We start from the raw sequence: 22,013 nt of genomic DNA on the forward strand, positions 1-22,013 counted from the left end.
TTGGTCCTCAGTATGATTTGGGCAGGCCAAGCACGCGCTCGCCTATGAAAGATGCGATTAGCTGCTCGGACACAGGGGCGATGCGGGTGATCAGCACCTCGCGCAGAAGGCGCTCGACGTGGTATTCTTTGGCATAGCCCATGCCCCCATGTGTCAGCACCGATTGCAGGGCCGCGTTGTAGCCCGCCTTTGCACCCAGAAATTTGGCCGCATTGGCCTCGGCCCCGCAGGACTGGCCACCGTCGAAGAGTTCGGCTGCGTTCATCGCCATGAGCCACGCGGCCTCAAGCTCCATCCAGTTTTCGGCCAACGGATGCTGGATGCCCTGATTTTGTCCAATCGGGCGGCCAAACACCTCGCGTTCTGCGGCATATCCTGCCGCGCGCCGCAGAGCATCCTGCCCGATGCCAACGGCCTCGGCCCCGATCAGCACACGCTCCGGGTTCATGGCGTCGAGGATCTGGTAAAATCCGCGCCCTTCCTCTCCAACCAGATCGCCTTCGGGAATAAAAAGGTTGTCAAAGAAGATCATGTTAGAGTCGACCGCCTTGCGCCCCATCTTGGGGATGCGCTGAACTTCGATCTTGGATCGGTCAAACTCGGTGTAAAACATCGAAATGCCGTCTGTCTTGCGGCTGACATCCTCGCGCTTTTCGGTGCGGGCCAGCAACATAATCCGGTCGACCACCTGCGCGGTGGAATTCCAGATCTTGCGGCCATTCACCACCCAGCCACCATCAACCTTTTTGGCAAAGGTTGTGATTGACGTCGTATCCAGACCGGCGTTGGGCTCGGTCACGCCAAAGCTGACCTTGTGCTCACCCTTGACCAGAGGCGGGATCCACTTGGCCTTTTGCTCCTCGGTCCCGTAGACAAGGATCGGGTGCGGGCCAAACATGTTTATATGGATACAACTAGCCGCCGACATAGCGCCCGTTTTGGCGATCGTGTGCATCATGACCGCCGCTTCGCTTACGCCAAGGCCCGCGCCACCATATTCTTGCGGCATGGTGATCCCCAGCCAGCCAGCCTCGGCCAAGGCGCCATGAAAGTCGTGTGGAAAAATGCCGTCCTCATCCCGCGCCAGCCAATAGTCATCGCCGAAATTGTTACAGACAGCCTGAACGCCATCTCGGATGGATTGCAGATGTTCACTCAACGCCATTGCCTCACTCCCCTTCGGCAAACCGGTTGAGGTGGTGGTTCGCATCACCAAACATCACGTCAATTGCCATCAACCGTTTGAAATAGTGGCCAATCGGGTATTCATCCGTCATTCCGATGCCGCCATGCAGCTGCACTCCTTGTGCGCCGACAAAACGCGCAGCTTCACCCACTTTGGCTTTCATGCCGGAAACCAATCGTGAGACACCTGATGCGCCTTCATCCAGGCGCATGGTGGTCATGTCAGTGATGGCCTTGGCCTCCTCAACGGCGGTGAACATGTCGACCAAACGATGCTGGATTACCTGATTGTCGCCAATCGCACGGCCAAACTGGTTGCGCGTGCCGGTGTACTCTTTGGTGATATCAAGCACCCTCTGCATTGCGCCCACCGCTTCGGCCGAAACCGCGCAGATGGCGGCATCAATCACGGATTGCAACGCGGGCAAGGCCGCGCCTTCCTCCCCCAGTAATTCGGCCGGAACATTTTCCAGCCACAGGTCACTGGCTCGCTGTCCGTCCACCATCGGATAGTCCTGCCGCCGTAGACCCGATGCATTTGCATCGACAAAAAAGGCAGAAATGCCCTCGGGCGAAGCGACACTCCCCGAGGTGCGGGCAATGACAACAATCTGGTCGGCACTCGCCGCATGCAGGACAACCGCCTTATGCCCATTCAGCACATATCCGTCGCCCGCGACTGCGGCTGTGGTTTCGACAAATCCCAGATCAAACCGCGCCGCCGCCTCACCATGTGCGAGAGCTAACTTGCGCGCGCCAGTAACAACTTCGGGCAGAATTGTATGTTTCTGCTCTGCACTACCCAGTTTTTCGACCAGGCCGGCCCCAAGAAGAACTGTCGAGACAAAAGGCTCAAGCGTGATACCTGCGCCCAATGCCTCTGCAACCACGCCGATATCCACTGCCGACCCGCCAAGGCCTTCATTGTCTTCGGAAATGGGCAGCCCCAACCAGCCCATCTCGGCAAATGTTGCCCAGTTCTCCTCGGAATAGCCCAGCGCTGTTTCCGCGAGTGATTTGCGTTGGGAAAACTCGTAGCGGTCCTGCACGAACCGCTCCACACTGTCCTTCAGCATGGTCTGCTCCTGGGAAAGTTCAAAATCCATAGCCGCTTACCCCAGGATCAGTTTTGCAATGATGTTGCGCTGAATTTCGTTTGTGCCGCCATAGATCGTGGCCGCACGCTGATAGAGATGGTCTGCCATCGCGCCATGCAGATAGTCCGGCCCAATCGGCCCGTCGTTGCGCTGCTGGAAAACGGGATCAGGTTCATAGGCCATGCCATAAGCGCCCAGCGCCTCAACCGTCAGCGTCTTGATATCCTGCGCAATTTCGGCGCCGCGTATTTTCAGAACCGACGGCTCCGCCATCAGCTTCTTGCCGGCGATGTCCTGGCTGAGATACCGCAGCTCCATGGCTTCCAGCGTCATCAGATCGGTTTCGATCTTGGCGACACGCCGACGGAAGTCTGGATCATCGCCAAGCATGCCCGCCCCTATCCGCTGGACTTTGGCAATCTCTTTCAGACGCGCCAGTTGGTACTGCGAACGCGCCACACGTGCGATCATGTTGCGTTCATGACCCAGCAGGAACTTGGCATAGGTCCAGCCTTTGTTTTCTTCCCCAATCAGGTTCTTGGCCGGCACACGTACATCGGTAAAGAACACTTCGTTCAGCGAATGCTCCTGATCCAGACCGATGATCGGGCGGCGCTCGATCCCGGGTGTGTTCATGTCGATCAGGATAAAGGAAATGCCTTCTTGCGGTTTGCACTCGGTATCAGTGCGCACCAGGCAGAACATCATGTCGGCATATTGGGACCAGCTGGTCCAGATTTTCTGGCCGTTGATGACATAGTCATCACCATCGCGCACCGCCCGTGTCTTCAGGTTAGCAAGATCCGATCCGGCACCTGGTTCCGAATACCCCTGACACCACCAGATATTGCTTTCCAGAATATCCTGAAGATGGGTGTCCTTCTGCTCCTGCGTACCAAAGGTGTAGATCACCGGGCCCACCATGTTCAGACCAAAGGCAATGGTCTGCGGTGCTCCCGACAGGAAATACTCGCGGTTGTAGATGTATTTCTGCGTCAGCGACCACCCGGTTCCGCCGTATTCCACCGGCCAGTTCGGGGCGATCCAGCCCTTTTTGTGCAAAGCCTTTTGCCAGGCCACAATGTCATTCTTAAGCGGATGCAAGCCCCTGTCGGACCGATCCAGCAGAGCGGCGGGCAAGTTGTCCTTCAGGAAACTGCGTACCTCGTCCTGAAAGGCAAGATCATCATCACTGAATTGCAGATCCATCTTGCCCCCTCAGGCCGCTTCTGCGGGACGCTTGCGCATCAGCGCGGTGCGGGTGCAGGTCGCGACAACTTCGCCACGCTGGTTCAGGCCCTCGTGATAGAACACGACGATCCCGTCATCAGGGCGGGATTTGCTTTCGCGCTTGGAGGTGATGGTTGTGCGCGTACGGATTGTATCACCGTGGAACACGGGGCGCGGAAAATTGATGTCGGTCATCGCCAGATTGCCGACCGTTGTCCCGAGTGTGGTTTCCGTCACGGTCATCCCGATCACCAGACCCAACGTGAAGATCGAGTTCACCAGCGGCTTGCCGTATTCGGTCTGCTCGGCGAAATGAAAGTCGATGTGCAGGGGCTGCGTGTTGAGCGTGGCATTGCAAAACTGCATGTTGTCATACTCGGTCACGGTTCGTGACATGGCATGTTCGAACACCTGCCCCTCTTCAAACTCCTCAAACCACAATCCAGCCATTTCACTCCCTCTTCGCGCGGCGATCTCAACCTGTTCGGAACACTCTGCTCCAAGGTCGAGCTTCGATGTTTGCGTATTTCTGAAGTTAGTTCTATTATCCGAATACTATGTATGGCAAGGAAAATTATCTGATCGGCAATAGTTTCATATTTTGGAAAAAGTCCACGTAAGATGCTGTTTTAAAACAAACATGATCAGAGCTAATCTTGTTCGATGATACGAAACAAATTTGCCAAAGGCAGAAAAATCACCAAGGAAAAGAACCTCATGGACAGCTGGAAACCGTTGCAAGGCCTCAAAGTGATCGATTTTTCAATGCTTTTGCCGGGGCCGCTCACCACCTTGATTCTCGGAGATCTGGGGGCCGAGATCATCAAGGTGGAACCGCCGGGCGGAGACTATGCACGGCACATGAAGAGCCACATGTTTGACGGTGCCAACAGGGGTAAGAAAAGCATCGTGTTAAACATGAAGGCTCCCGAAGCGAGGCCGGTCGTCGAGAAGCTGGCCGCCCATGGAGATGTCGCGATCGAGGGATTTCGTCCCGGCGTGGCGGACAAGCTGGGGTTCGGACCCAAAGCGTTGCATGCCATCAATTCCGGGTTGGTATACTGTTCTCTTTCAGGCTTCGGTCAAACCGGACCGGCGGCGACCAAGGCAGGTCATGATCTGGCCTATCTGGCAATGGGTGGATCGCTGGCCTATCGCGGGCAATTACGCCAACCGCCCAGCCGCGCGTCGCTGCCCATCGCGGATATTGCCGGAGGGGCCTTTGCTGCCGTGGCAATCCTGGCCGCCCTGCGCGAAGGCAAAGGCGCCACTCTGGACCTGAGCCTTTACGAGGCGGTTCTATATGCTTCGGCTCTGCGGTTTGGCTTTGAAACCCCTGCGGATAGCGTCGATCACCTTTATCCGGCCAACGACCTGTTCCAATGCGCCGATGGCCGCCAGATCGCACTCACGGTTGTGGAAAAAAAGTTCTGGGACAACCTCGTCAAGGTGACAGCCAATATTGCACCGGCTCTCGGTGCGGCAGAGTTCACGACCGAAGCCGGAAGGCTGCAGAATCACAAATCCCTGATGCGCATTCTGGATGACATGTTTGGCACACGCCCTGCCGAGGACTGGATTGCGCTGTTTGATCCGGCCGACGTGCCCGCCGCGATCTGCGTGACCAATCAAGAGGCACTCACCTCAGCGCAAACCATGGCTCGGGGCCTTTGCCGCCAATCCGGGTTCGGGCCGATCATGCCCTTCCCCGTGGTTGCCAACGGCACAACCGTGCCTGATCACGCCCCCGCGCCGACGCTGTCGCAAGACGCCAGAGGCATTCTGTCCTCGCTCGGATTTTCCGATGCAGAAGCTGCATCGCTCGCCGCAAGTGGTGCGGTACAGGTGCCGGTCCCATCGCAGGAGACCGACGCATGACGCTCGCGCCCGTTCCAGCCAAATCCCTGACGCTCGCAGACTATGTCCGACCGGGCGACCTTGTAACATGGGGACAGGCTATGGCGGAGCCCTTGGAACTGATTTCTGCTTACACTGCCCAGCGCCAAGATATCGGCCCCACGCGTGCGTTTTTTGGCCTATCCCTTAGCAAGGCGATCCGGGAAGAGCATACCGACAAGATCTCTCTTCTCAGCTACGGGGCGCTGGGGCCTGCAGCGGGGCTTCTGCACAAAGGGCTGGTGCGCATGATTCCGTGCCGCTACTCGACCCTGCCACACCTGTTGCGCCGAGGACCGTTGCGCCCGGATGTGGTTTTTGTCCAGCTCAGCCCTCCCGGCCCCGATGGCACACACTCTCTGGGATGGTGCAACGACGTCATGCATGATGCCATTGATGCTGCCCGCGTGGTTCTGGCCGAAATCAATCCGAACGTTCCCTGGGTGCGGATGGATCGCCCGCTGGATGAGGCCAAAGTCTCCACCACCATAGAAAGCAGGCACAGCCTGCCCCGTTTTGCTCCGCCACAACCGGGGCCGGTCGAAACAGCCATTGCCCACCACCTGTCCCAACACATCCCTGATGGGGCAACCCTGCAATACGGAATCGGTGCCATCCCTTCAGCAATCCTGAATGCCCTGAAAGGTCACAAGAATCTGGGGTTGCATTCCGGCCTCGTGACTGACGAAATTGTCGACCTTGCAGCCTGCGGGGCGCTGACCAACTTGCGCAAAGCCTGCTATCAGGGGGTGTCTGTCGGAGCAGTCGCGATAGGAGGGCAAAAACTGGCGGATTTCATGACAGACAACAAAGACTACCTTTCCTGCCGAACCAGCGTGACACACGGGGCCGCCGAACTGGCCAGCCTGCACAACCTTGTCGCAATCAATTCCGCGCTCGAGGTGGACCTTCTGGGACAGGTAAACGCCGAACAGGTGGGCGACCGTTACCTCGGCGCGATTGGTGGGCAGCCCGACTTCATGCATGCTGCAACCAGTGCGCCAGGGGGGCTTTCGGTGATCGCCCTGCCGTCCACCAGTGGCAAGGACGGCGCACACTCGCGCATTGTCAGTAAACTCACGGGACCGCAGGTCACCACCGCGCGATCCGACGTCGACCTTGTGGTGACCGAACACGGCGTGGCGGACTTGCGCGGTAAGGATATCGAACAACGTCGCAAAGTACTGCTGGGCCTTGCGGCGCCCCATCACCAAGACGCTCTGGAACGCACAGCGAAAAGCCGCACTCAGACATGACAGTGCGGCAGGTCATGAGCATTGCGCTGCTGGGCTTCGTATGCCTGTTTGCCATTGGACGCGAGTTTGGCGCCCTCGAAGCTCTGGCCCCCTTTGTCGGCTTGGCCCTGCTGATATGGGCAGCGATCGAATGGCGGCAGCTGGCCCTGATCGCCAAGATCACATTTTCCGCATCACTGGCTCTGGGACTATTTGTTTACAGCACGGGTGGCTTCAGCAGCGAGCTGCTGGCCACAGCGGTCGCGCGCAGCGCATTCTTTACCTTTTTCCTGATGTCCATGGACATCTTGCGCACCGCCGCCATGTCCTCTCCAATGGTGCTGGAAAGCGGTAAGATCATCGTCAGCCAACCTCCGGGACGGCGCTATGCAATGATAACCATCGGCGGGCATCTGTTCTCGATCCTCCTGAATCTCGGCTCCATCACACTTCTTGGTACGATGAACCGCCGCAGCATCGAAGAAAACCCCGACGGAGAAAGCGCGCGCGTTCAGGAAATCCGGTTGCAGCGCATGACGCTGGCTCTGCTCCGCGGATTTACCGCCTTTACGATGTGGGCCCCCACCTCTGTCACCACAATCGTGGTCCTGTCATCCGTACCCGAACTGGACTGGTCCAGCTTTGCTCCGGTCGGGTTCATCGCCGTCGCCGTATACCTAGCCTTTGGCTGGCTGCTGGATCGCCTGTCTCATCCACGTCGCGCAATTGCACAGGCCGAGCCCCTGACAAAGGTACTCGTCACGCTGATTCCGATGACGGCGCTGACGATTGCGATCCTGCTGTTGGCCCTGTTCGTCAGCTGGATCGTTGACGTGCGACTGATCGCGGCGCTATTCATGTCCGTTCCCGTGGTTGGGTTGCTCTGGATGTTCCGGCAGAACCTGAACGCTGGCCCCGCAGGCGCAGCCTCTGCGACCGCTGAACGTCTGGGCAAACAGGTGCTCCCCGATCTGGTAACACTACGCTCCGAGGTCGCAATCCTGGCCGCCGCAGGATTCATTGCCGCCATTCTGCCCCACCAAATCGATACCGAGCAGCTGGGGCAGTTCGTTTCTGGCCTCGGCCTGACCGAAGGCATGCTCCTCGTGGCACTTCTGGGGTTCTCGGCAATTAGCGCGCCCCTCGGCCTGAACCCGATCATCTCGGTTGCCGTCGGCATCGAAATCGTGTCCCGCCTGCCGGGTTTTGAGTTCAATCCCTATCTTCTGGCGCTTGGCGGCATCTGGGCCTGGGGCGTGGCAACCGGCTCTTCCCCCCTCGGGGCCACAACGCGCATTTCGGGGCGCACGATCAATCGCAGCCCTGCCTTGATCGGCCTTGTGTGGAACCGCCCCTTTACGCTTTTCTTCCTCGCAGCGGCGTCGGCTATCCAACTTCTCTTTCACTAAAGGAAATCGCTATGTCATCCTCCTTCACAGGAACCTGGACACTTCAGGAATGGACCTCTCTCAAGAACGGCGCGCCTGCGGGTTATCCGATGGGAGAGGACGCACAAGGCCAGATCATCTATGCCGAAGACGGCCATATGTGCGCCTTCCTGATGCGCCGCGATTTTGCTGGCCAAAGCGAACTTGGTACGCCCGACACCTGCCTTTCTTACGGCGGTAGCTGGCATTTCTCGGACGGCAAAATCAGCCACGAAGTTCATTTTTCCAACCTGCCGCACTGGGTCGGCAGGACGCTGCGGCGCTTCGTGTCACGGGATGGCGACACCATGCAACTGCGCACAGAGCCGGAATTCAGCAAATCCGGCACCCGCTACGAACATCTGCTGGTCTGGAAAAAGGTCTAGCTGTCTTTAGCCGCCCCCGTCACGCCCGCTTTCAGCATCTCAGATATCTCCGCCTCGGAGTATCCGGCCTCGGCCAGGATTTCTGTGCTGTGCTCGCCAAGACGGGGCTGCAACCTGCGAATTGAGCTGGGCGTTTTCGAAAACCGCACTGGCGGATCGCTCATACGAATGCGCCCCTCGGTCGGGTGGTCCGCGAAATGCCAGAAACCGGTCGCGGCAAGCTGCTCGTCGTTCAGGAGATCTTCCTTGGTGTTGACTTTCTGAACGGGGATTGCATGAGCATCCAGCTCTTTCACGAGAAATTCGGTCGTCATTCCCGAGACCATATCCGCAAGAATAGCGTAGATTTCTTCTGAGTTCTTCGTGCGCGTCGCCAGATCCGCAAAACGCGGATCGTCCATCAGATCCTCTCGACCGGCAATGCGGAACATGTCCTGCCAGTTCTTGTCCGTATAGGGCAGCACGCACAGGAACCCGTCTTTGGTCGGGTAAGGGCGGCGCATCTTGTTCAAGAGACGCGCATAACCCAACTCGCCAATCGGAGGGTCAAAGGCCGCTCCACCGGCATGTTCGACCATGAGGTAGTCCACGAGCGATTCAAACATCGGAACCTCGATCACTTGTCCCTCGCCTGTGCGTTCGCGATGGAACAGCGCAGCCAGAACGGCCGAGAGCACATGGAATGAACTGGTCTTGTCCGCCATGATGGTTGGTACAAAGCGCGGCTCACCCCCGCCCGAAATCACAGTTTGCAGATCGGTGATACCCGAAGCCGCCTGAATCACGTCGTCATAAGCGGGCTTGTTCGCCATCGGGCCGTCACCACGGAACCCGTAGGTTTTGACATAGACCAGACCGGGATACGCCTTGAGGAACTTCTCATCGTTCAACCCCAGCTTTTCAGCGATCGCGGGACGCATGTTGTGCACGAACACATCCGCCGTGCCGACTAGCTTGAACAGAGCCTCGCGACCCTCATCCTTGCTGAGGTCAATGATGACAGACCGCTTGTTGCGGTTGGTGAACATAAAGAATGACGCCATACCAACATTGCGACGCTCTCCGGTATAGCGGGTCGTGTCACCCTGATGGGTTTCGACCTTGATGACATCCGCGCCCATATCCCCCAGCATCTGTGTAGCCCAGGGGCCAAGGATCACGGTCGTCAGGTCGACGACACGAATTCCGTCAAGTGCTCCGGCCATGGTCTATCCTCCTACCGCTTTGATCTGTTCGGAAAGCGCCAGCAGGTTACGAGCCTGTTTGAGATGCGGCATGTCCAGCATCTGCCCTTCCAGCCCCACAGTGCCAAGACCGGGGTTCCGCTCGAAGATATCAACAACCTTCTGGGACCATGCAACCTCTTCCTCGGTGGGCGTAAAGGCTTCGTTGATGACAGCAGCTTGCGCAGGGTGAATGGCGATCTTCCCGATAAATCCGGATTGGCGGTCATACTCGCAATCCCGTCGCAGTTCTTCGAGATCGCCAAAGTTGGTCACCACAACACCGACGGGCTGTGCATCCACGGCCCGCGCCGTGGTCAGGCACATGGTGCGCGCATACTGGAACGGGTGGTCGTACTCTCCGTTGCCCGGGTGACGGTTCGTGGAAGCCCCCAGCGCAGCGGCCAGATCCTCTCCGCCCCAAGTCAGGGCAGATAGCCGGTCACTCACGCCATCAAGGTAGGTGTGAAAAGTCAAAAGCGCCGCGGCGGTTTCGGTCGCAACAGAGAGGATTTTTGTCGAACCGATGTCCAGTCCCGCCGCCGCTTCCAAAGCGGACAAGCGCTCTGCCAACCGGTTGATATCTTCGGCATTGTTGACCTTTGGCAAAACAATTCCGTCAGGCGCCCCGGGCATCACCGCAGCAAGGTCTTCCAGAGAGAACGCGTGATCCAGCGGATTAACCCGCACCCACAGCTTCTGGCGACTGCGCTCGGGATTCGCTTTGAGAAACTCCCGCGCCATGTCACGGGCGATTTCCTGACGGTCGTCCGCCACGGCATCTTCCAGATCAAGGATCAGTGCATCCGCAGGGTTTTCCCGCCCTTTGACCAGTTTGCGGTCGCTGTCGGCAGGCACAAACAGCCAGCTTCGTATCAAGGTCATCTTTTTCCCCGTCAGTTCGCAGGCGCAAGTGTCACGCCATCTTCCAACATCTTGTCGATTCTCGTCTGGTCAAATCCGATCTCCAGCAGAACCTCCCGCGAGTGCTCTCCCAGGAGCGGCGCGTAGCGGTCCGGACCGGGCTGCGTTTCCGACCAGTTGGCCGGAACCGCCATGTCCCAGATCGCGCCTTCGGTCGGATGCTCGACCTGCTTGAAAAACCCGACATCCTTCAGGTGCGGATCATCAATCAGATTGTCCGGCGTATTGACCGGCATGGCCGGAATGTCGGCCTCGTCAAACAAATCCAACCACTCTTGAGTCGTGCGGGTCAGCAGGATTTGCGACAGCTCGGCATAGATCGAATCGATGTTTTCCGTGCGTGTTGTCATCGACGCAAAACGCGGATCGGTCTGCATGACCTCGGGCGTTCCCATTGCCTCGAACCACGCCAGCCAATGGCGGTCCGTATAGATCATCACGCAAACATAATCGTCTTTGGTCCGGTACGGGCGGCGGTCGGACGACAAAAGGCGCGGATAGCCCGAAGTGCCCAGTTCCGGCTCGAACGTGCGTCCGTAAAAGTGCTCACCCAGCACAAAGCTCGTCATCATTTCGAACATCGGCATGTCGATGCGCTGCCCCTGACCGGTGCGCAGTTGATAGACAAGGGCCGCATTTATTTGGCCAACCGCCCATAGACCGACACCCCGGTCCACCACGGCGGCTGGACAATAGGCGGGCTCGTCAGACCCTGCCAGTTGCGCCAGCGAAGGGATGCCCGACGCGCCTTGAATTAGATCATCAAAGGCGGGTTTGGCGGCATACCGGCCATTCTGGCCATAGCCGAATACCCCTGCATAGATGATTTTGGGATTCGCTTCGCGCACCGCGTCGTAACTCAATCTCAGACGTTCCATGACCTGCGGGCGCCGGTTGTAGACCAACACATCCGCCCCCCGGATCAGATCCATCACCGCAGCGTGTCCATCTTCGGTCTTGAGGTTCAGAACTACCGAGCGTTTTGAGCGATTGGTATTGAGAAAGATTGGCCCCATGCCCTGCGATCGCTGCGGACCAATCTTGCGAATGGGATCACCTTCGGGGGGCTCGACCTTGATGACATCGGCGCCGAGGTCACCCAAAATCTGCGTCGTATAGGGCGCCATCAGCATATTTGTCAGATCGACAACCTTAATACCTTCTAGCGGGCGCTGCATCATCTGTCCCTCACAGGACGAAACAGGGGCAAAGCCTGCCCACCCTCGGTATCGCGGAACGTAACTTCCACGGGCATGTCCACTGAGAGCGCGTCAAACTCTGCCTCCACAATATTGCTCAGCATCGTCACGCCTTCGTCCAGCGTGACATAGGCAATGGCATACGGGGGGTCCGCCCTGCGCATGACCGAGTAGGAATAGATGCGCCCTGTGCCAGCCGCATCCTTCCATACGGTGTCATCAGAGCCGCATTCAGGACAGATGGCGCGCGGATAGAAATGAGCTTTGCCGCAGGCGTTACAGCATTTGACCAACAGCTTGCCGTCGTTTGCGGCCTGCCAATAGGCCTCGGTCTCCATATTGATCGTAGGATCGGGATAGGTGCGTTCGCTCATGCGTCGTTACTCCCCAGAATGACGGTTCCAGCGCCGGTACGCTGCGAAATCTGCCCACCCGTGCCATGGGCCAGCGCGAGCCGGCAATCAGGCACCTGCACAGCAGGATGCGCCTCGCCACGCAACTGGCGCACCGCTTCGATCACCTTGGTCATGCCGCCGCGGTTGGCCGGATGATTGTTGCACAGCCCGCCGCCATCAGTGTTGAACGGCAGCTTGCCCACGCCCGAAATCAGGTTCCCGTCGGCAACAAACGCGCCCCCTTTGCCCTTTTCGCAAAACCCCAGATCCTCGAGCGTTTCCAGCACGGTGATGGTGAAACTGTCATAGATCGAGGCATAGTCGATGTCGGCAGGTGTGACGCCCGCCTCGGCAAAGGCGATGGGTCCGGATTTTGCGGCACCCGTATAGGTCAGATCAATCCGCCCGCCGTTCAGATGCTTGATCCCCGCGCCTTGGCCCAGCACCTTGATGCAGCGGTCCCCCAGCGTTTTGGCAATCTCGGGGCTGACCACCACCAGCGCGCCGCCGCCATCCGAAATCACGCAGCAGTCCAGCCGGTGCAGCGGGTCGGCAATCATCGGCGAATTCACCACATCCTCGACCGTCACCACATCGCGCAGCATGGCATGTTCGTTGTGCTGCGCGTGATGGCTAGCGGCCACCTTGATCCAGGCCAGCTGTTCCGGCGTTGTGCCATATTCGTACATGTGCCGCATCGCGGACATGGCATATAGGTTGGTCACCATCGGGCCATAGGGCAGCTCAAACCCACGTTCAGGTGAATCCTCGCCCCGCGCCCTTGCGCCAAGTTTTTGCAAACCTTCGGCACGTGGGCGACCGGCAAGCGTTATGAGAGCAACGTTGCACTTGCCGGCCGCAATTGCCTCCATCGCGTGACCCACATGAATCACGTAAGAGGATCCACCCGTTTCTGTGGTGTCGGTGTAAGTCAGGTCCAGCCCCATGTATTCGGCCAGCGCCATACCCCCGAGGCCAGGCACCGAGCCGTCACAGAAATACCCGTCCACATCATCCTTGGTCAGCCCGGCGTCAGCCAATGCGCCCAAGGCGACTTCGGCGTGCAGCATGGGTACGGTCTTGTCCACAGCCTTGCGCGTGGGATGTTCAAAAATACCTGCAATATAGGCTTTGGCAGATCGTGCCATGTTGTTCCCTCAGTAAGATTTCGGAAGGCCGAGTGCTTTTTCGGCCAGATAACACAGGATGAGTTGCGGGCTGACCGGCGCAATGCGGTGGATAATGGCTTCGCGCATGTAACGCTCGACATGGAATTCCTTGGCATAGCCCATGCCACCATGGGTCATCACGGCGTTGGTCGTCGCCTTAAAGGCCGCTTCGGCAGCCAGATACTTGGCCGCGTTGGCTTCCTTCCCGCAATCGTGGCCCGCGTCGTACAGCGCCGCAGCGCGGAACGCCATCAAGCTCGCAGCCTCCAGTTCCGCCCAACTTTCAGCCAGCGGATGCTGGATACCCTGGTTCTTGCCAATCGGCCGCCCAAATACCTCGCGGTCACGCGCATATGTGGCCGCACGATCCAGCGCACACCGCCCGATCCCGACCAGAGAGGCCGCGATCAGGATGCGCTCGGCGTTGAGGCCATGCAGCAGATAGCGGAACCCTTTGCCCTCCTCACCGATCATGTCTTCCGGAGGAATGGTCAGCCCATCGATAAAGACCTGATTGCTGTCGACACACTTGCGACCCATCTTGTCGATCACCCGCGCTTCGATATGGTCACGGTTGAAATCCGTGTAAAACAGCGACAGCCCGTCAATCGGGCGCTCGGTCTCGCTTTCATCCCGCGTCCGCGCAATCAGCAGCATCTTCTGCGCCTTCTGCGCGGTCGAGGTCCAGGTTTTCTGACCGTTCACAACCCATTGGTTGCCCTGCCAGACCGCGCGGGTCTTGAGCCGCGTTGTGTCCAGCCCGGTGTTTGGCTCGGTCACGGCAAAACACGCGGTTTCCTTGCGACTGATAATCGGCGGCAACCACCGCTGTTTCTGCTCGTCCGTACCAAAAACGACCACGGGGTTGAGACCGAAGATATTGATCGCGATGGACGCAAATCCCGCATTGGCGGCCCCGGTTTCCGTGATCGCCTGGACCATGGTCGCAGCCTCGATGATGCCTAGGCCCGATCCGCCGTATTCCTCGGGCATCGCAATGCCCAGCATTCCGGCCTCGGCAATGGCATCACAAAACTCGTCCGGGAACCGCCCGTCCGTGTCGCGATCCAGCCAATATTGATCATCAAAGGGCTCGCACACTTTGAAAATGGTGTCCCGGATCATCCGCTGGTCTTGCGAGTATCCACTCGGGTCTGAATATCCGGCGCTCATGCCTCTACTCCCTGTTGTTCTGAAGCGAAGGCGTCAAACGCCAATCGTGTAGCCGCCGTTGACCGACACATGCTGGCCGGTCATGTAGCTTGCGGCATCCGACAGCAGGAAACAGATCGGCTGACAGCTTTCCTCGGCGGACGAGAACCGGCCCATCGGCACCTGCGCCATCACACCGTCGCGGAATTTTTCGCCACGAATTACTTCGGTCATGGGAGTTTCGACCACACCAAAAAGGACCGAGTTGATGCGGATGCCAAATTGTGACCACTCGCGCGCCGAAGACATGGTCAGACCCAGAACACCGGATTTGGCCGCGCCATAGTTGATCTGGCCTATGGTGCCACGACGACCCGCGTCCGAACTGACGTTGACAATGGAAGCGGGCGAGGTGTCGCCGGACTCAATACGCTCCAGCATGTGCTGGCCAACAGCCTGAAGGCAGTAGAACACGCCGCTTAGGTTGACGTCGATCACCTGCTGCCAGGTTTCAGGGGTCATGTTCTTGGCCATGGCCGCGCGCACGATGCCCGCGTTGTTGACCAGCCCGTGGATGGCCCCGTGTTTGGCAACCGCATCCTGGACCATTCCCTGCACGAACTCATGATCTGCAACGGATCCGGTACAGGTATCCACCCGTTCTCCCAGATCAGCGGCAAGAGCAGATAGCTTGTCCTCCTGCATGTCGTTCAGAACGACCGTTGCGCCCAGACCGTGCGCCAGACGCGCGGTTGCCTCGCCGATCCCCTGTGCTGCACCTGTAATCAGGATATTGCGCCCAGTCAGATCCATCGGATTGATCATGTATGTCTCCCTATCCCCGCCTCGGCCCTGGAGCTCCTCCGGATTAGCAGGTGTTTCGTATATTCGTTACTTGTTCCGTTATGCATATTGACCGGATTTTCTCCGAAAGCAAGCCACCTCCGGAATCATTTCCTGAAATTTTCGGTCGGGGTTTGGCCCCATCATTTGATTTTTCCAGGTTTCGACTTCGCACCGCTGCCATCGATGTATGGCCGCAAGCATGGCAAATGCAGCCCAATAGGCACCTACCACCGCGCACCGAATTGTTCGTTTATCCGGAACTACTCCGCTTATACGTTGTTTTTCTGGACAATCCGGGCAAACTCCCGATAACCTGATGCTCAGACAAGGGCGTGGAACCAAGCGGAGTGAATGAAATGGCAACACTGATGAGCGATCTGGATGTCATCGACAGGGTCTTTCACCATGTTGACAACAAAACCACGGACATGGGCGATGAAACCCTGCGCGTTCCGGTCGAAGCCTACACCAGTCAGGAAAGATTCGACGCCGAAATCGCGCTCATGAAACGAATGCCATCGGTGTTCTGTCCGGTTGCCGCCCTCCCAGAGGCTGGATCTTACGTCGCGCGTACGTCTCTTGGCACGCCCTTGCTGGCCGTACGCGATGATTCCGGCAAAATCCGCGTGTTCCGAAATGCGTGTCGCCATCGCGGCATGGCTGTTGCCGAAGACGGCTGCGGAAAGAAGCGGGGCTTCGCCTGCCCGTACCATGCCTGGCTATATGGTCTGGACGGTGCATTGAAACGCATTCCCGACGAAGACGGTTTCCCCGATGTCGACAAGGCCACTAGCGGGTTGGTCGAAGTCCACTCCGAAGTTCGCGGCGGATTGGTGTTCGTAACCCAGGAAGTCCCCGTTTCTCAGGGAGCATTGGACGACATGCCCGAGCGTATCAGCGACGCACAGCAGTTCATGGGCGTAAAGACTTTCCGTGATCAAGCCAACTGGAAACTGATCGGCGAAACGTCGATGGAAGGGTACCACATCCGCTGGCTACACACGCATTCCTTCTATCCTTATGGCATGGACAACGTGAATATCGTTGAGACGAGCGGCCCCAACTCCCGCATCATCTTCCCCTTCCGCCGAATGGAAAAGCTGCGTAACATCCCACGTGAAAATCGCCGGATCGACGGAATGGCAACGCTGGTATACCAGCTGTTTCCAAACGCCCATTTCACCGTACTTTCGAGCCACACGATCGTCATCATTCTCGAACCGATCTCACCTACCGAAACCGAATGGGTAATCTACGACCTCAGCAATGATGATGGGTCTACCGAACCCAAGAAGATCTCTGAAAAAGCAGAAAAGGACGCGAAGTTCGTCAAGGAAACCGGCCTCAAGGAAGACCGGGCCGCGGCCTGCTCAGTCCAGGCAAGCATTGCTTCAGGCGCCAACACTCACTTGACCTTTGGAAAATTCGAACAGGCCATCGTGCATTTTCACCAACAACTCGGCGCGAAGCTGGCAGAATTCAATGGTCCAACTGCCTGAGTGGTCCTCCCCCGCTGAAGTGGTCCGCCCCTATAGGTAGGAAACGGAGGATCAAAGATAGGAATCAAACGCCACAAACTGGAAGAGATTGTTACGACGTTGCGGCTAACTTCGCGAACTGTTTGAACTGGCAGTGTCCGACTCCGAATTGATCCTTTTGGATCATCTGCGCAACTTCAATCCCATCGTGCGTCGCTGAGGAAGACGCCAAACCCATTGAGCACCTTGTTGATTGCTTTGACCCCAAGCCAATTGTTCCAAAACTCGAAATGAGTTTGCCTAGTATTTCAGCCCTTGACTTAGTTCCTGTTTCTGCAGTTCTACTCCCTGCTCCAGCACCTGTTTTTTCTGTTTTGGAGTTTGGGGAAATCAAGAATTACCTATTGAAATTGCTTACCTTTCCCCATCGAAAGTTGGAGAAATCGCCTTTTTGCCTATTTTCCATTTTTCCCTGAAATACAGGGAAACAGAGACCAGTTCGACGAAGGCTGAGCCCACCACCATCTTCACAATCCTCTGAATGCAACCACAAAAGCTGGTTCTTCAGGCGAATTGTGACCTTGAGCCGGGAAAGCCTTCGTACAATCGGCGCCGATCAGACCGGCGCCGGGTTTCTGGAACCAGTTGCTTTTTTGAGGTCCCGACCGGACCGGCACAGGTTGATTATGCAGCGGCCGATTTTTCGGCGTTGACCTGCTGAACCCACTCCAGAATCGCGTCCGTGTCTGCTTCCATCTTTTGCGCAGCGCCGTCAGTGAATTCCTGAAAGCGGTCTTCGTTCAGCGAATTGACTCCAACCAGTACCGGAATATCGCGCGCCAAAGCTTCGGCGATCACCGGCCGGAAACCGCGCCCGTCCGCCTCGTGCTTGCCGAATTTGTTGATGATCAGAAGCTGTGGCGTGTCATCAAGCGACGCAGTCACATACCCAACCGCCTGTTCCAACGCCGCCGGGTCCAACCTGCAACCGCGCGACATTGAACCCAGAGATTGCGAGATACGGATGGTCGCGCCGTCAGGCAGCACGCGCAGGTCCATGTCGCATTTGCTGCTGTCGGCGCATTCGGTGTTGGTCTGCACCACTCCGGCCAGTCTGGCCCCTGTCGCCAGCAGGCGTTCCGCAACCGCGCTGAGCAGTCGGTCGGTTGCGCCTCTATCGGTGGTCGTGACATAGGCCAGATGCATTGTTGGGCTCTCCGGAATTGATGTTGGTGTTTCAGATAGCACGCCGTGGGGTGCACGGCCACTCCCCGGCATCAGGGAAGGGGCGACAGGCCGATCACGGGTGCGTGCAGGTGCAAAAGAACCGCATAGGCGGCAAAGGCGGAAATCCAGACCCATAGACGCGGCAACGGGCGTGGGACATTTAGCGACAGCCGCGAGGTGTTGCGGGTAAGCCGGGTCCACTCAGCGCCAAGCTCAGCCGATCTGCGCCGGTCGATCAGCGCCATGCCCATCCACGCGAATCCGGCAAACAGACCGAACAGAATCACATGTGCCAGGCTGCCATTGGCCAGCAAATGTGCCAGCGCCCACAACAACAGGGCCGCGAGGATCGGGTGGCGGGTCGCGCGCAGGATTCCAGGCTGATCCGGATCGAACGGGCTGCGGCCCAATCCGCCAAAGGAAAACGGGTTTTGTATCGCCAGACCGGCAATCGCCAGCCAGCATACGATGGGCATGATCAGAACGGGAACCCAGCGGAATATACCGAGGGGCGGGATAACCTCGACATATGGTGCGCGGGCAGCGGCCACGATCAGCCACGCCAGAATTGCCAGTGAGAACAGGGAATAAGCTGTGAAATATCCTGACCGGCCCAGCTTTGAGATCAGCCATGGGCGGACCGGTGGCCGCACCGGGATCGCGTGGCTGAGCAGAAAGACGATGAGTGCCGCAATGAACTCGCCCCAACCGGCCATGGAACTCTCCAACGTTTTTTGCCCGGTCTAGGCAGCTTTGCGGTGCCGGTCTTTGTCCGAAGTCAAGAACGGCAAAGGGGCGGATCGTCCGCCCCCTGCCCTTGTGTTACAGACCCAGCGCCTTGCGCCGTTCCTCGGCAAAGCCCTGCACCATGCGGTCAGCGATCAGTGCAAGGATCGCCATCGCGGCCCCTGCCGAGATGCCCAGACCCACATCCGCCTGCCCCAGCGCCAGATAGATCGACTGGCCCAGACCGGTGGTGCCGATCAGCGCCGCGATCACCAACATGGCAAAGGCGTAGAGGATGGTCTGGTTCAGCCCCAGCAGGATCGTCGGCGCGGCATAGGGCGCGCGCACGTCGCGTAGGATCTGCCATTCATTGGCACCGCTGGAAATGGCGGCCTCCATCATCTCGTCCGGCGTGTTGACCAACCCGTGCCGCGTATAGCGGATCATCGGGACGATCGCATAGGCGCAGATCGCCAGAAAGGCCGAGAACTCGCCGATCTGGAACACCATGAGGACGGGGATCAGGAAGACAAACAGCGGGATCGTCTGCAACATGTCGCAGATCGGGCGCACGATCTTCCAGACCGGGCTCCAGACCGCACTGGCCAGACCGATCAGCCCGCCAACCACGGCACAAGAAAACACCGCCGCTCCGCTGAGATAAAGCGACAGCAACGCCCTTTCCCACAGGCCCGAGACAAGGATGGTGCTGAGAAGCACCACCGACAGCAAGGCCAACCGCCAGCCGCCCGCAACCCAGCCAAGTGCGGCAGCCCCGGTCAGGACGAAAGGCCACGGCAAGTTTGCAATACCGGTTTCCAGCATGCCGATCAGGATAAGGACGGTCAGGCCGCCGGTCAGGTGCCCGCGCCACGCCATCAGCATGGCAATGACAGCACCGGCGGCGAACAGGCCATAGCTCATGCCTGCGGTCCACTGAAAGCCCCAGGTAAACGGCAGAACCGCCTGATCCAGACCAATGCGCAACGGCAGCAGAACATAGAACAGGGAATTGTTCTTGAGCGCGTCCAGCCACGGTCCGTTGTCCTGCGTGAATGCGGTCAGTCCGCTGTCCACGGCGTCGGCCACGGGATCAAGCAGCGTCAGATCGGATGGATTGGGCAGCCGGGTCCAGAAGGCGATGGTGAACACCGCCGCAAAGCCCAGCATGGCCCAGACGACGCGCATGTCATATCGCTTGCGCTCGGCCGCCAGAGTGCCGCTCATGCGGTCGATGACGACGGCGAATACCACGATCACAAGACCGGCCATCAGCGACTCGCCGAACTGCGCCTTGCGCATGGTCAGCAGAACCTCCCAGCCGATGTCGTTGAAACCGCCGATCACGGCGGCGATGATGACCATCGACAGGGCGGCCATGAGGCACTGGTTCACACCAACCATGATCTGCGTCGAGGCCGAGGGGATTTCGACCTGAAACAGCTGCTGGAGGCGCGTACCGCCGGACATGATGGCGGCCTCTTTCACCTCATGCTCGACCCGCTCCAGCCCCAGCATGACATTGCGGGCCATCGGAGGCGCGGCATAGATGGCCGACGCAATCAGGCCCACAACCGGACCAAAACCAAAGAGCAGCAGTAGCGGCGTGAGATAGGCAAAGGTCGGCACGGTCTGCATGACGTCCAGAACAGCCTGCACAAAGGATTTCACCCGCGGCACTTCGTTGGCAAGGATACCAATTGCGCCGCCCACGATCAGCGCCACCGGCACCGATACCGCCACAAGCGCGAGGGTGTTCATGCTTTCCGCCCAATACCCTGACGCCAGCACGAAACTGAGCCCGAGAAACCCCAGCGAAGCCATGGGCAGTCCACCCAGATACCAGCCCAGCGCGGTGACAATTCCGATCAACAGAGGCCAGGGCGTGTTGCCCAGCACATAGTTGGCCCAATCCATCGGATAGGCCATCACGTCAGAAAACAACCGAGCCGCCGGTTTGATACCGTTCAGAAACCAGGCCAGAAACGTTCCGACCCACTCGGTCGCAGGCAGCTCCCACGTAGTTGGCCATTTCACCAGCCACGGCACAAAGGGTTCCAGCGCCAGACATATCGCTCCAACCAGAACGGTGATCAGCGCCGCCTGTGCACCAACCGTTAACTGAACAGAGCTTGTTTTCGGCACATCGGCTAAAGCGCTCATGCCTCTTCCACCTGCAAAGCAGCGGCCAGATCGGACGGATGAACCGTGCCGACGATGGTGCCGGTCTGATCCCGCACGGGGACCGGTTCATACAGTTCCATGCAATGCGCCAGCGCGGCATCCAGCGTCATCGATGTCGTCAGTCCCGGATCATCCGGTCCGCGTACACCCTCGCCCTGGCGCATGACCGATGCGACCTTGGCGTGCTGGCCTTTGGCGACATCCTTGGAAAACTCGCGCACGTAGTCATCGACCGGGCGCAGGACGATATCCGTAGGCGTGCCGATCTGAACGATCTTGCCGTCGCGCATGATGGCGATACGGTCGGCCAGCTTCAGCGCCTCCTGAATGTCATGAGTGATGAACACGATAGATTTCTTCAGCGTCGCCTGAATGCGCAGGAACTCGTCCTGCAACTGGCGGCGGATCAGCGGGTCAAGTGCCGAGAATGGCTCGTCCAGAAACCAGATATCCGGGTTCACAGCCAGTGATCGTGCGATCCCCACACGCTGGCGCTGACCACCGGAAAGCTGGCGGGGGAAACTGTCTTCGCGGCCTTCAAGGCCGACCAGAGAAATCACCTCTTGTGCGCGCGTGCGGCGTTCCTTGCGCCCTATGCCCTGCACCTTAAGCGGATAGGCCACGTTTTCGGCTACGGTCATGTGCGGGAACAAGCCAAAGTGCTGAAACACCATGCCCAATTTCTTGCGGCGCAGTTCGGTCAGCGCTTTCTTGGAGGCACCGATAACATTTTCGCCTTCGATGCGTATCTCACCGCCGGTGCCCGGCAGCAGCTGTGAAATACAGCGGATCAGCGTCGATTTGCCGGAACCGCTGAGCCCCATGATGACGAACAACTCGCCATCCCGAACCTCGAAATTCGCGTCCTGAACCGCGGGAATGAACCCTTTTTCACGCAGGTCGGTGGCGGCCTGATCGGCGTCTCCCCCTGACCGAGACAACGCGTCGGTCAGGGCTTTGTCAGCGCCGGGGCCAAAGACCTGCCAGAGGTTCTGGCAGGCAATGGCTGGCGTAGTTGTGTCAGTCACGCAGGC

20 protein-coding genes are annotated in these 22,013 nt (G+C 58.5%); 5 read left to right on the top strand and 15 right to left on the bottom strand.

The window, feature by feature from the left end; genetic code table 11:
* Window positions 1–7: 7 nt before the first annotated feature.
* The 4 genes from ACR0D6_RS02715 to ACR0D6_RS02730 are packed head-to-tail and all read right to left on the bottom strand — an operon-like array spanning window position 8 to window position 3,962.
* A complete protein-coding gene (locus ACR0D6_RS02715) occupies window positions 8–1,165 on the bottom strand; it encodes an acyl-CoA dehydrogenase family protein (protein ID WP_480764372.1) in 1,158 nt (385 codons plus the stop codon).
* A gap of 4 nt (window positions 1,166–1,169) precedes the next feature.
* Window positions 1,170–2,291 carry an acyl-CoA dehydrogenase family protein gene (locus ACR0D6_RS02720; RefSeq protein WP_480764373.1) on the bottom strand — a complete coding sequence of 374 codons (1,122 nt, stop codon included), beginning with the start codon at window positions 2,289–2,291 and terminating at the stop codon, window positions 1,170–1,172.
* Window positions 2,292–2,297: 6 nt separating this feature from the next.
* Window positions 2,298–3,491 carry an acyl-CoA dehydrogenase family protein gene (locus ACR0D6_RS02725; RefSeq protein ID WP_480764374.1) on the bottom strand — a complete coding sequence of 398 codons (1,194 nt, stop codon included), beginning with the start codon at window positions 3,489–3,491 and terminating at the stop codon, window positions 2,298–2,300.
* A gap of 9 nt (window positions 3,492–3,500) precedes the next feature.
* Entirely contained in the window at window positions 3,501–3,962 is a 462-nt protein-coding gene (locus ACR0D6_RS02730; protein WP_480764375.1) for a MaoC family dehydratase, read from the bottom strand.
* A 213-nt stretch (window positions 3,963–4,175) separates the two neighbouring features.
* On the opposite strand from ACR0D6_RS02730, the gene ACR0D6_RS02735 reads away from it, so the two are divergent.
* Genes ACR0D6_RS02735 through ACR0D6_RS02750 form a run of 4 tightly spaced genes read left to right on the top strand, consistent with a single transcriptional unit; the run spans window position 4,176 to window position 8,456 of the window.
* Entirely contained in the window at window positions 4,176–5,390 is a 1,215-nt protein-coding gene (locus ACR0D6_RS02735) for a CaiB/BaiF CoA transferase family protein (protein ID WP_480764376.1), read from the top strand.
* Window positions 5,387–6,664 carry an acetyl-CoA hydrolase/transferase family protein gene (locus ACR0D6_RS02740; RefSeq protein WP_480764377.1) on the top strand — a complete coding sequence of 426 codons (1,278 nt, stop codon included), beginning with the start codon at window positions 5,387–5,389 and terminating at the stop codon, window positions 6,662–6,664. Before ACR0D6_RS02735 ends, ACR0D6_RS02740 begins: the two co-directional genes overlap by 4 nt.
* A complete protein-coding gene (locus ACR0D6_RS02745; RefSeq protein WP_480764378.1) occupies window positions 6,661–8,052 on the top strand; it encodes a hypothetical protein in 1,392 nt (463 codons plus the stop codon). The genes ACR0D6_RS02740 and ACR0D6_RS02745 overlap by 4 nt, the downstream gene beginning before the upstream one ends.
* A gap of 11 nt (window positions 8,053–8,063) precedes the next feature.
* Window positions 8,064–8,456 carry a lipocalin-like domain-containing protein gene (locus tag ACR0D6_RS02750; protein ID WP_480764379.1) on the top strand — a complete coding sequence of 131 codons (393 nt, stop codon included), beginning with the start codon at window positions 8,064–8,066 and terminating at the stop codon, window positions 8,454–8,456.
* Here ACR0D6_RS02750 and ACR0D6_RS02755 read toward each other — a convergent pair.
* The 7 genes from ACR0D6_RS02755 to ACR0D6_RS02785 are packed head-to-tail and all read right to left on the bottom strand — an operon-like array spanning window position 8,453 to window position 15,343.
* A complete protein-coding gene (locus ACR0D6_RS02755) occupies window positions 8,453–9,661 on the bottom strand; it encodes a CaiB/BaiF CoA transferase family protein (RefSeq protein ID WP_480764380.1) in 1,209 nt (402 codons plus the stop codon). The two genes, ACR0D6_RS02750 and ACR0D6_RS02755, sit on opposite strands and share 4 nt — an antisense overlap.
* A gap of 3 nt (window positions 9,662–9,664) precedes the next feature.
* On the bottom strand, window positions 9,665–10,564 hold the full coding sequence (locus ACR0D6_RS02760) for an HpcH/HpaI aldolase/citrate lyase family protein (RefSeq protein ID WP_480764381.1): 900 nt from the start codon (window positions 10,562–10,564) through the stop codon (window positions 9,665–9,667).
* An 11-nt stretch (window positions 10,565–10,575) separates the two neighbouring features.
* Window positions 10,576–11,781, bottom strand: coding sequence for a CaiB/BaiF CoA transferase family protein (locus tag ACR0D6_RS02765; RefSeq protein WP_480764382.1), 1,206 nt, complete (start codon window positions 11,779–11,781; stop codon window positions 10,576–10,578).
* Window positions 11,781–12,176 carry a Zn-ribbon domain-containing OB-fold protein gene (locus tag ACR0D6_RS02770; RefSeq protein ID WP_170650826.1) on the bottom strand — a complete coding sequence of 132 codons (396 nt, stop codon included), beginning with the start codon at window positions 12,174–12,176 and terminating at the stop codon, window positions 11,781–11,783. The genes ACR0D6_RS02765 and ACR0D6_RS02770 overlap by 1 nt, the downstream gene beginning before the upstream one ends.
* Window positions 12,173–13,345, bottom strand: coding sequence for a thiolase domain-containing protein (locus ACR0D6_RS02775; protein ID WP_480764383.1), 1,173 nt, complete (start codon window positions 13,343–13,345; stop codon window positions 12,173–12,175). The genes ACR0D6_RS02770 and ACR0D6_RS02775 overlap by 4 nt, the downstream gene beginning before the upstream one ends.
* Before the next feature lie 9 nt (window positions 13,346–13,354).
* Window positions 13,355–14,539 (bottom strand): acyl-CoA dehydrogenase family protein, encoded by a 1,185-nt coding sequence (locus ACR0D6_RS02780; protein ID WP_480764384.1) that lies wholly within the window; start codon window positions 14,537–14,539, stop codon window positions 13,355–13,357.
* 33 nt (window positions 14,540–14,572) lie between these two features.
* Window positions 14,573–15,343 (bottom strand): SDR family NAD(P)-dependent oxidoreductase, encoded by a 771-nt coding sequence (locus ACR0D6_RS02785; protein ID WP_480764385.1) that lies wholly within the window; start codon window positions 15,341–15,343, stop codon window positions 14,573–14,575.
* Between the two features lie 377 nt (window positions 15,344–15,720).
* Between ACR0D6_RS02785 and ACR0D6_RS02790 the strand changes: the two genes are divergently transcribed.
* Window positions 15,721–16,863: an aromatic ring-hydroxylating oxygenase subunit alpha gene (locus ACR0D6_RS02790; protein ID WP_480764386.1), complete on the top strand. Its 1,143-nt coding sequence runs from the start codon at window positions 15,721–15,723 to the stop codon at window positions 16,861–16,863.
* A 663-nt stretch (window positions 16,864–17,526) separates the two neighbouring features.
* Here ACR0D6_RS02790 and ACR0D6_RS02795 read toward each other — a convergent pair.
* The 4 genes from ACR0D6_RS02795 to ACR0D6_RS02810 all read right to left on the bottom strand — a co-directional run bounded on the left by ACR0D6_RS02795 (window position 17,527) and on the right by ACR0D6_RS02810 (window position 22,007).
* Window positions 17,527–18,048: a DUF2478 domain-containing protein gene (locus tag ACR0D6_RS02795; protein ID WP_480448803.1), complete on the bottom strand. Its 522-nt coding sequence runs from the start codon at window positions 18,046–18,048 to the stop codon at window positions 17,527–17,529.
* Window positions 18,049–18,119: 71 nt separating this feature from the next.
* On the bottom strand, window positions 18,120–18,785 hold the full coding sequence (locus tag ACR0D6_RS02800) for an NnrU family protein (protein ID WP_480764387.1): 666 nt from the start codon (window positions 18,783–18,785) through the stop codon (window positions 18,120–18,122).
* A gap of 106 nt (window positions 18,786–18,891) precedes the next feature.
* Window positions 18,892–20,958 (bottom strand): ABC transporter permease, encoded by a 2,067-nt coding sequence (locus ACR0D6_RS02805; RefSeq protein ID WP_480764388.1) that lies wholly within the window; start codon window positions 20,956–20,958, stop codon window positions 18,892–18,894.
* Window positions 20,955–22,007 (bottom strand): quaternary amine ABC transporter ATP-binding protein, encoded by a 1,053-nt coding sequence (locus ACR0D6_RS02810; protein ID WP_480764389.1) that lies wholly within the window; start codon window positions 22,005–22,007, stop codon window positions 20,955–20,957. The genes ACR0D6_RS02805 and ACR0D6_RS02810 overlap by 4 nt, the downstream gene beginning before the upstream one ends.
* Between the last annotated feature and the right edge of the window lie 6 nt (window positions 22,008–22,013).

The sequence above is a fragment of the Ruegeria sp. BJ6 genome (assembly GCF_056537885.1).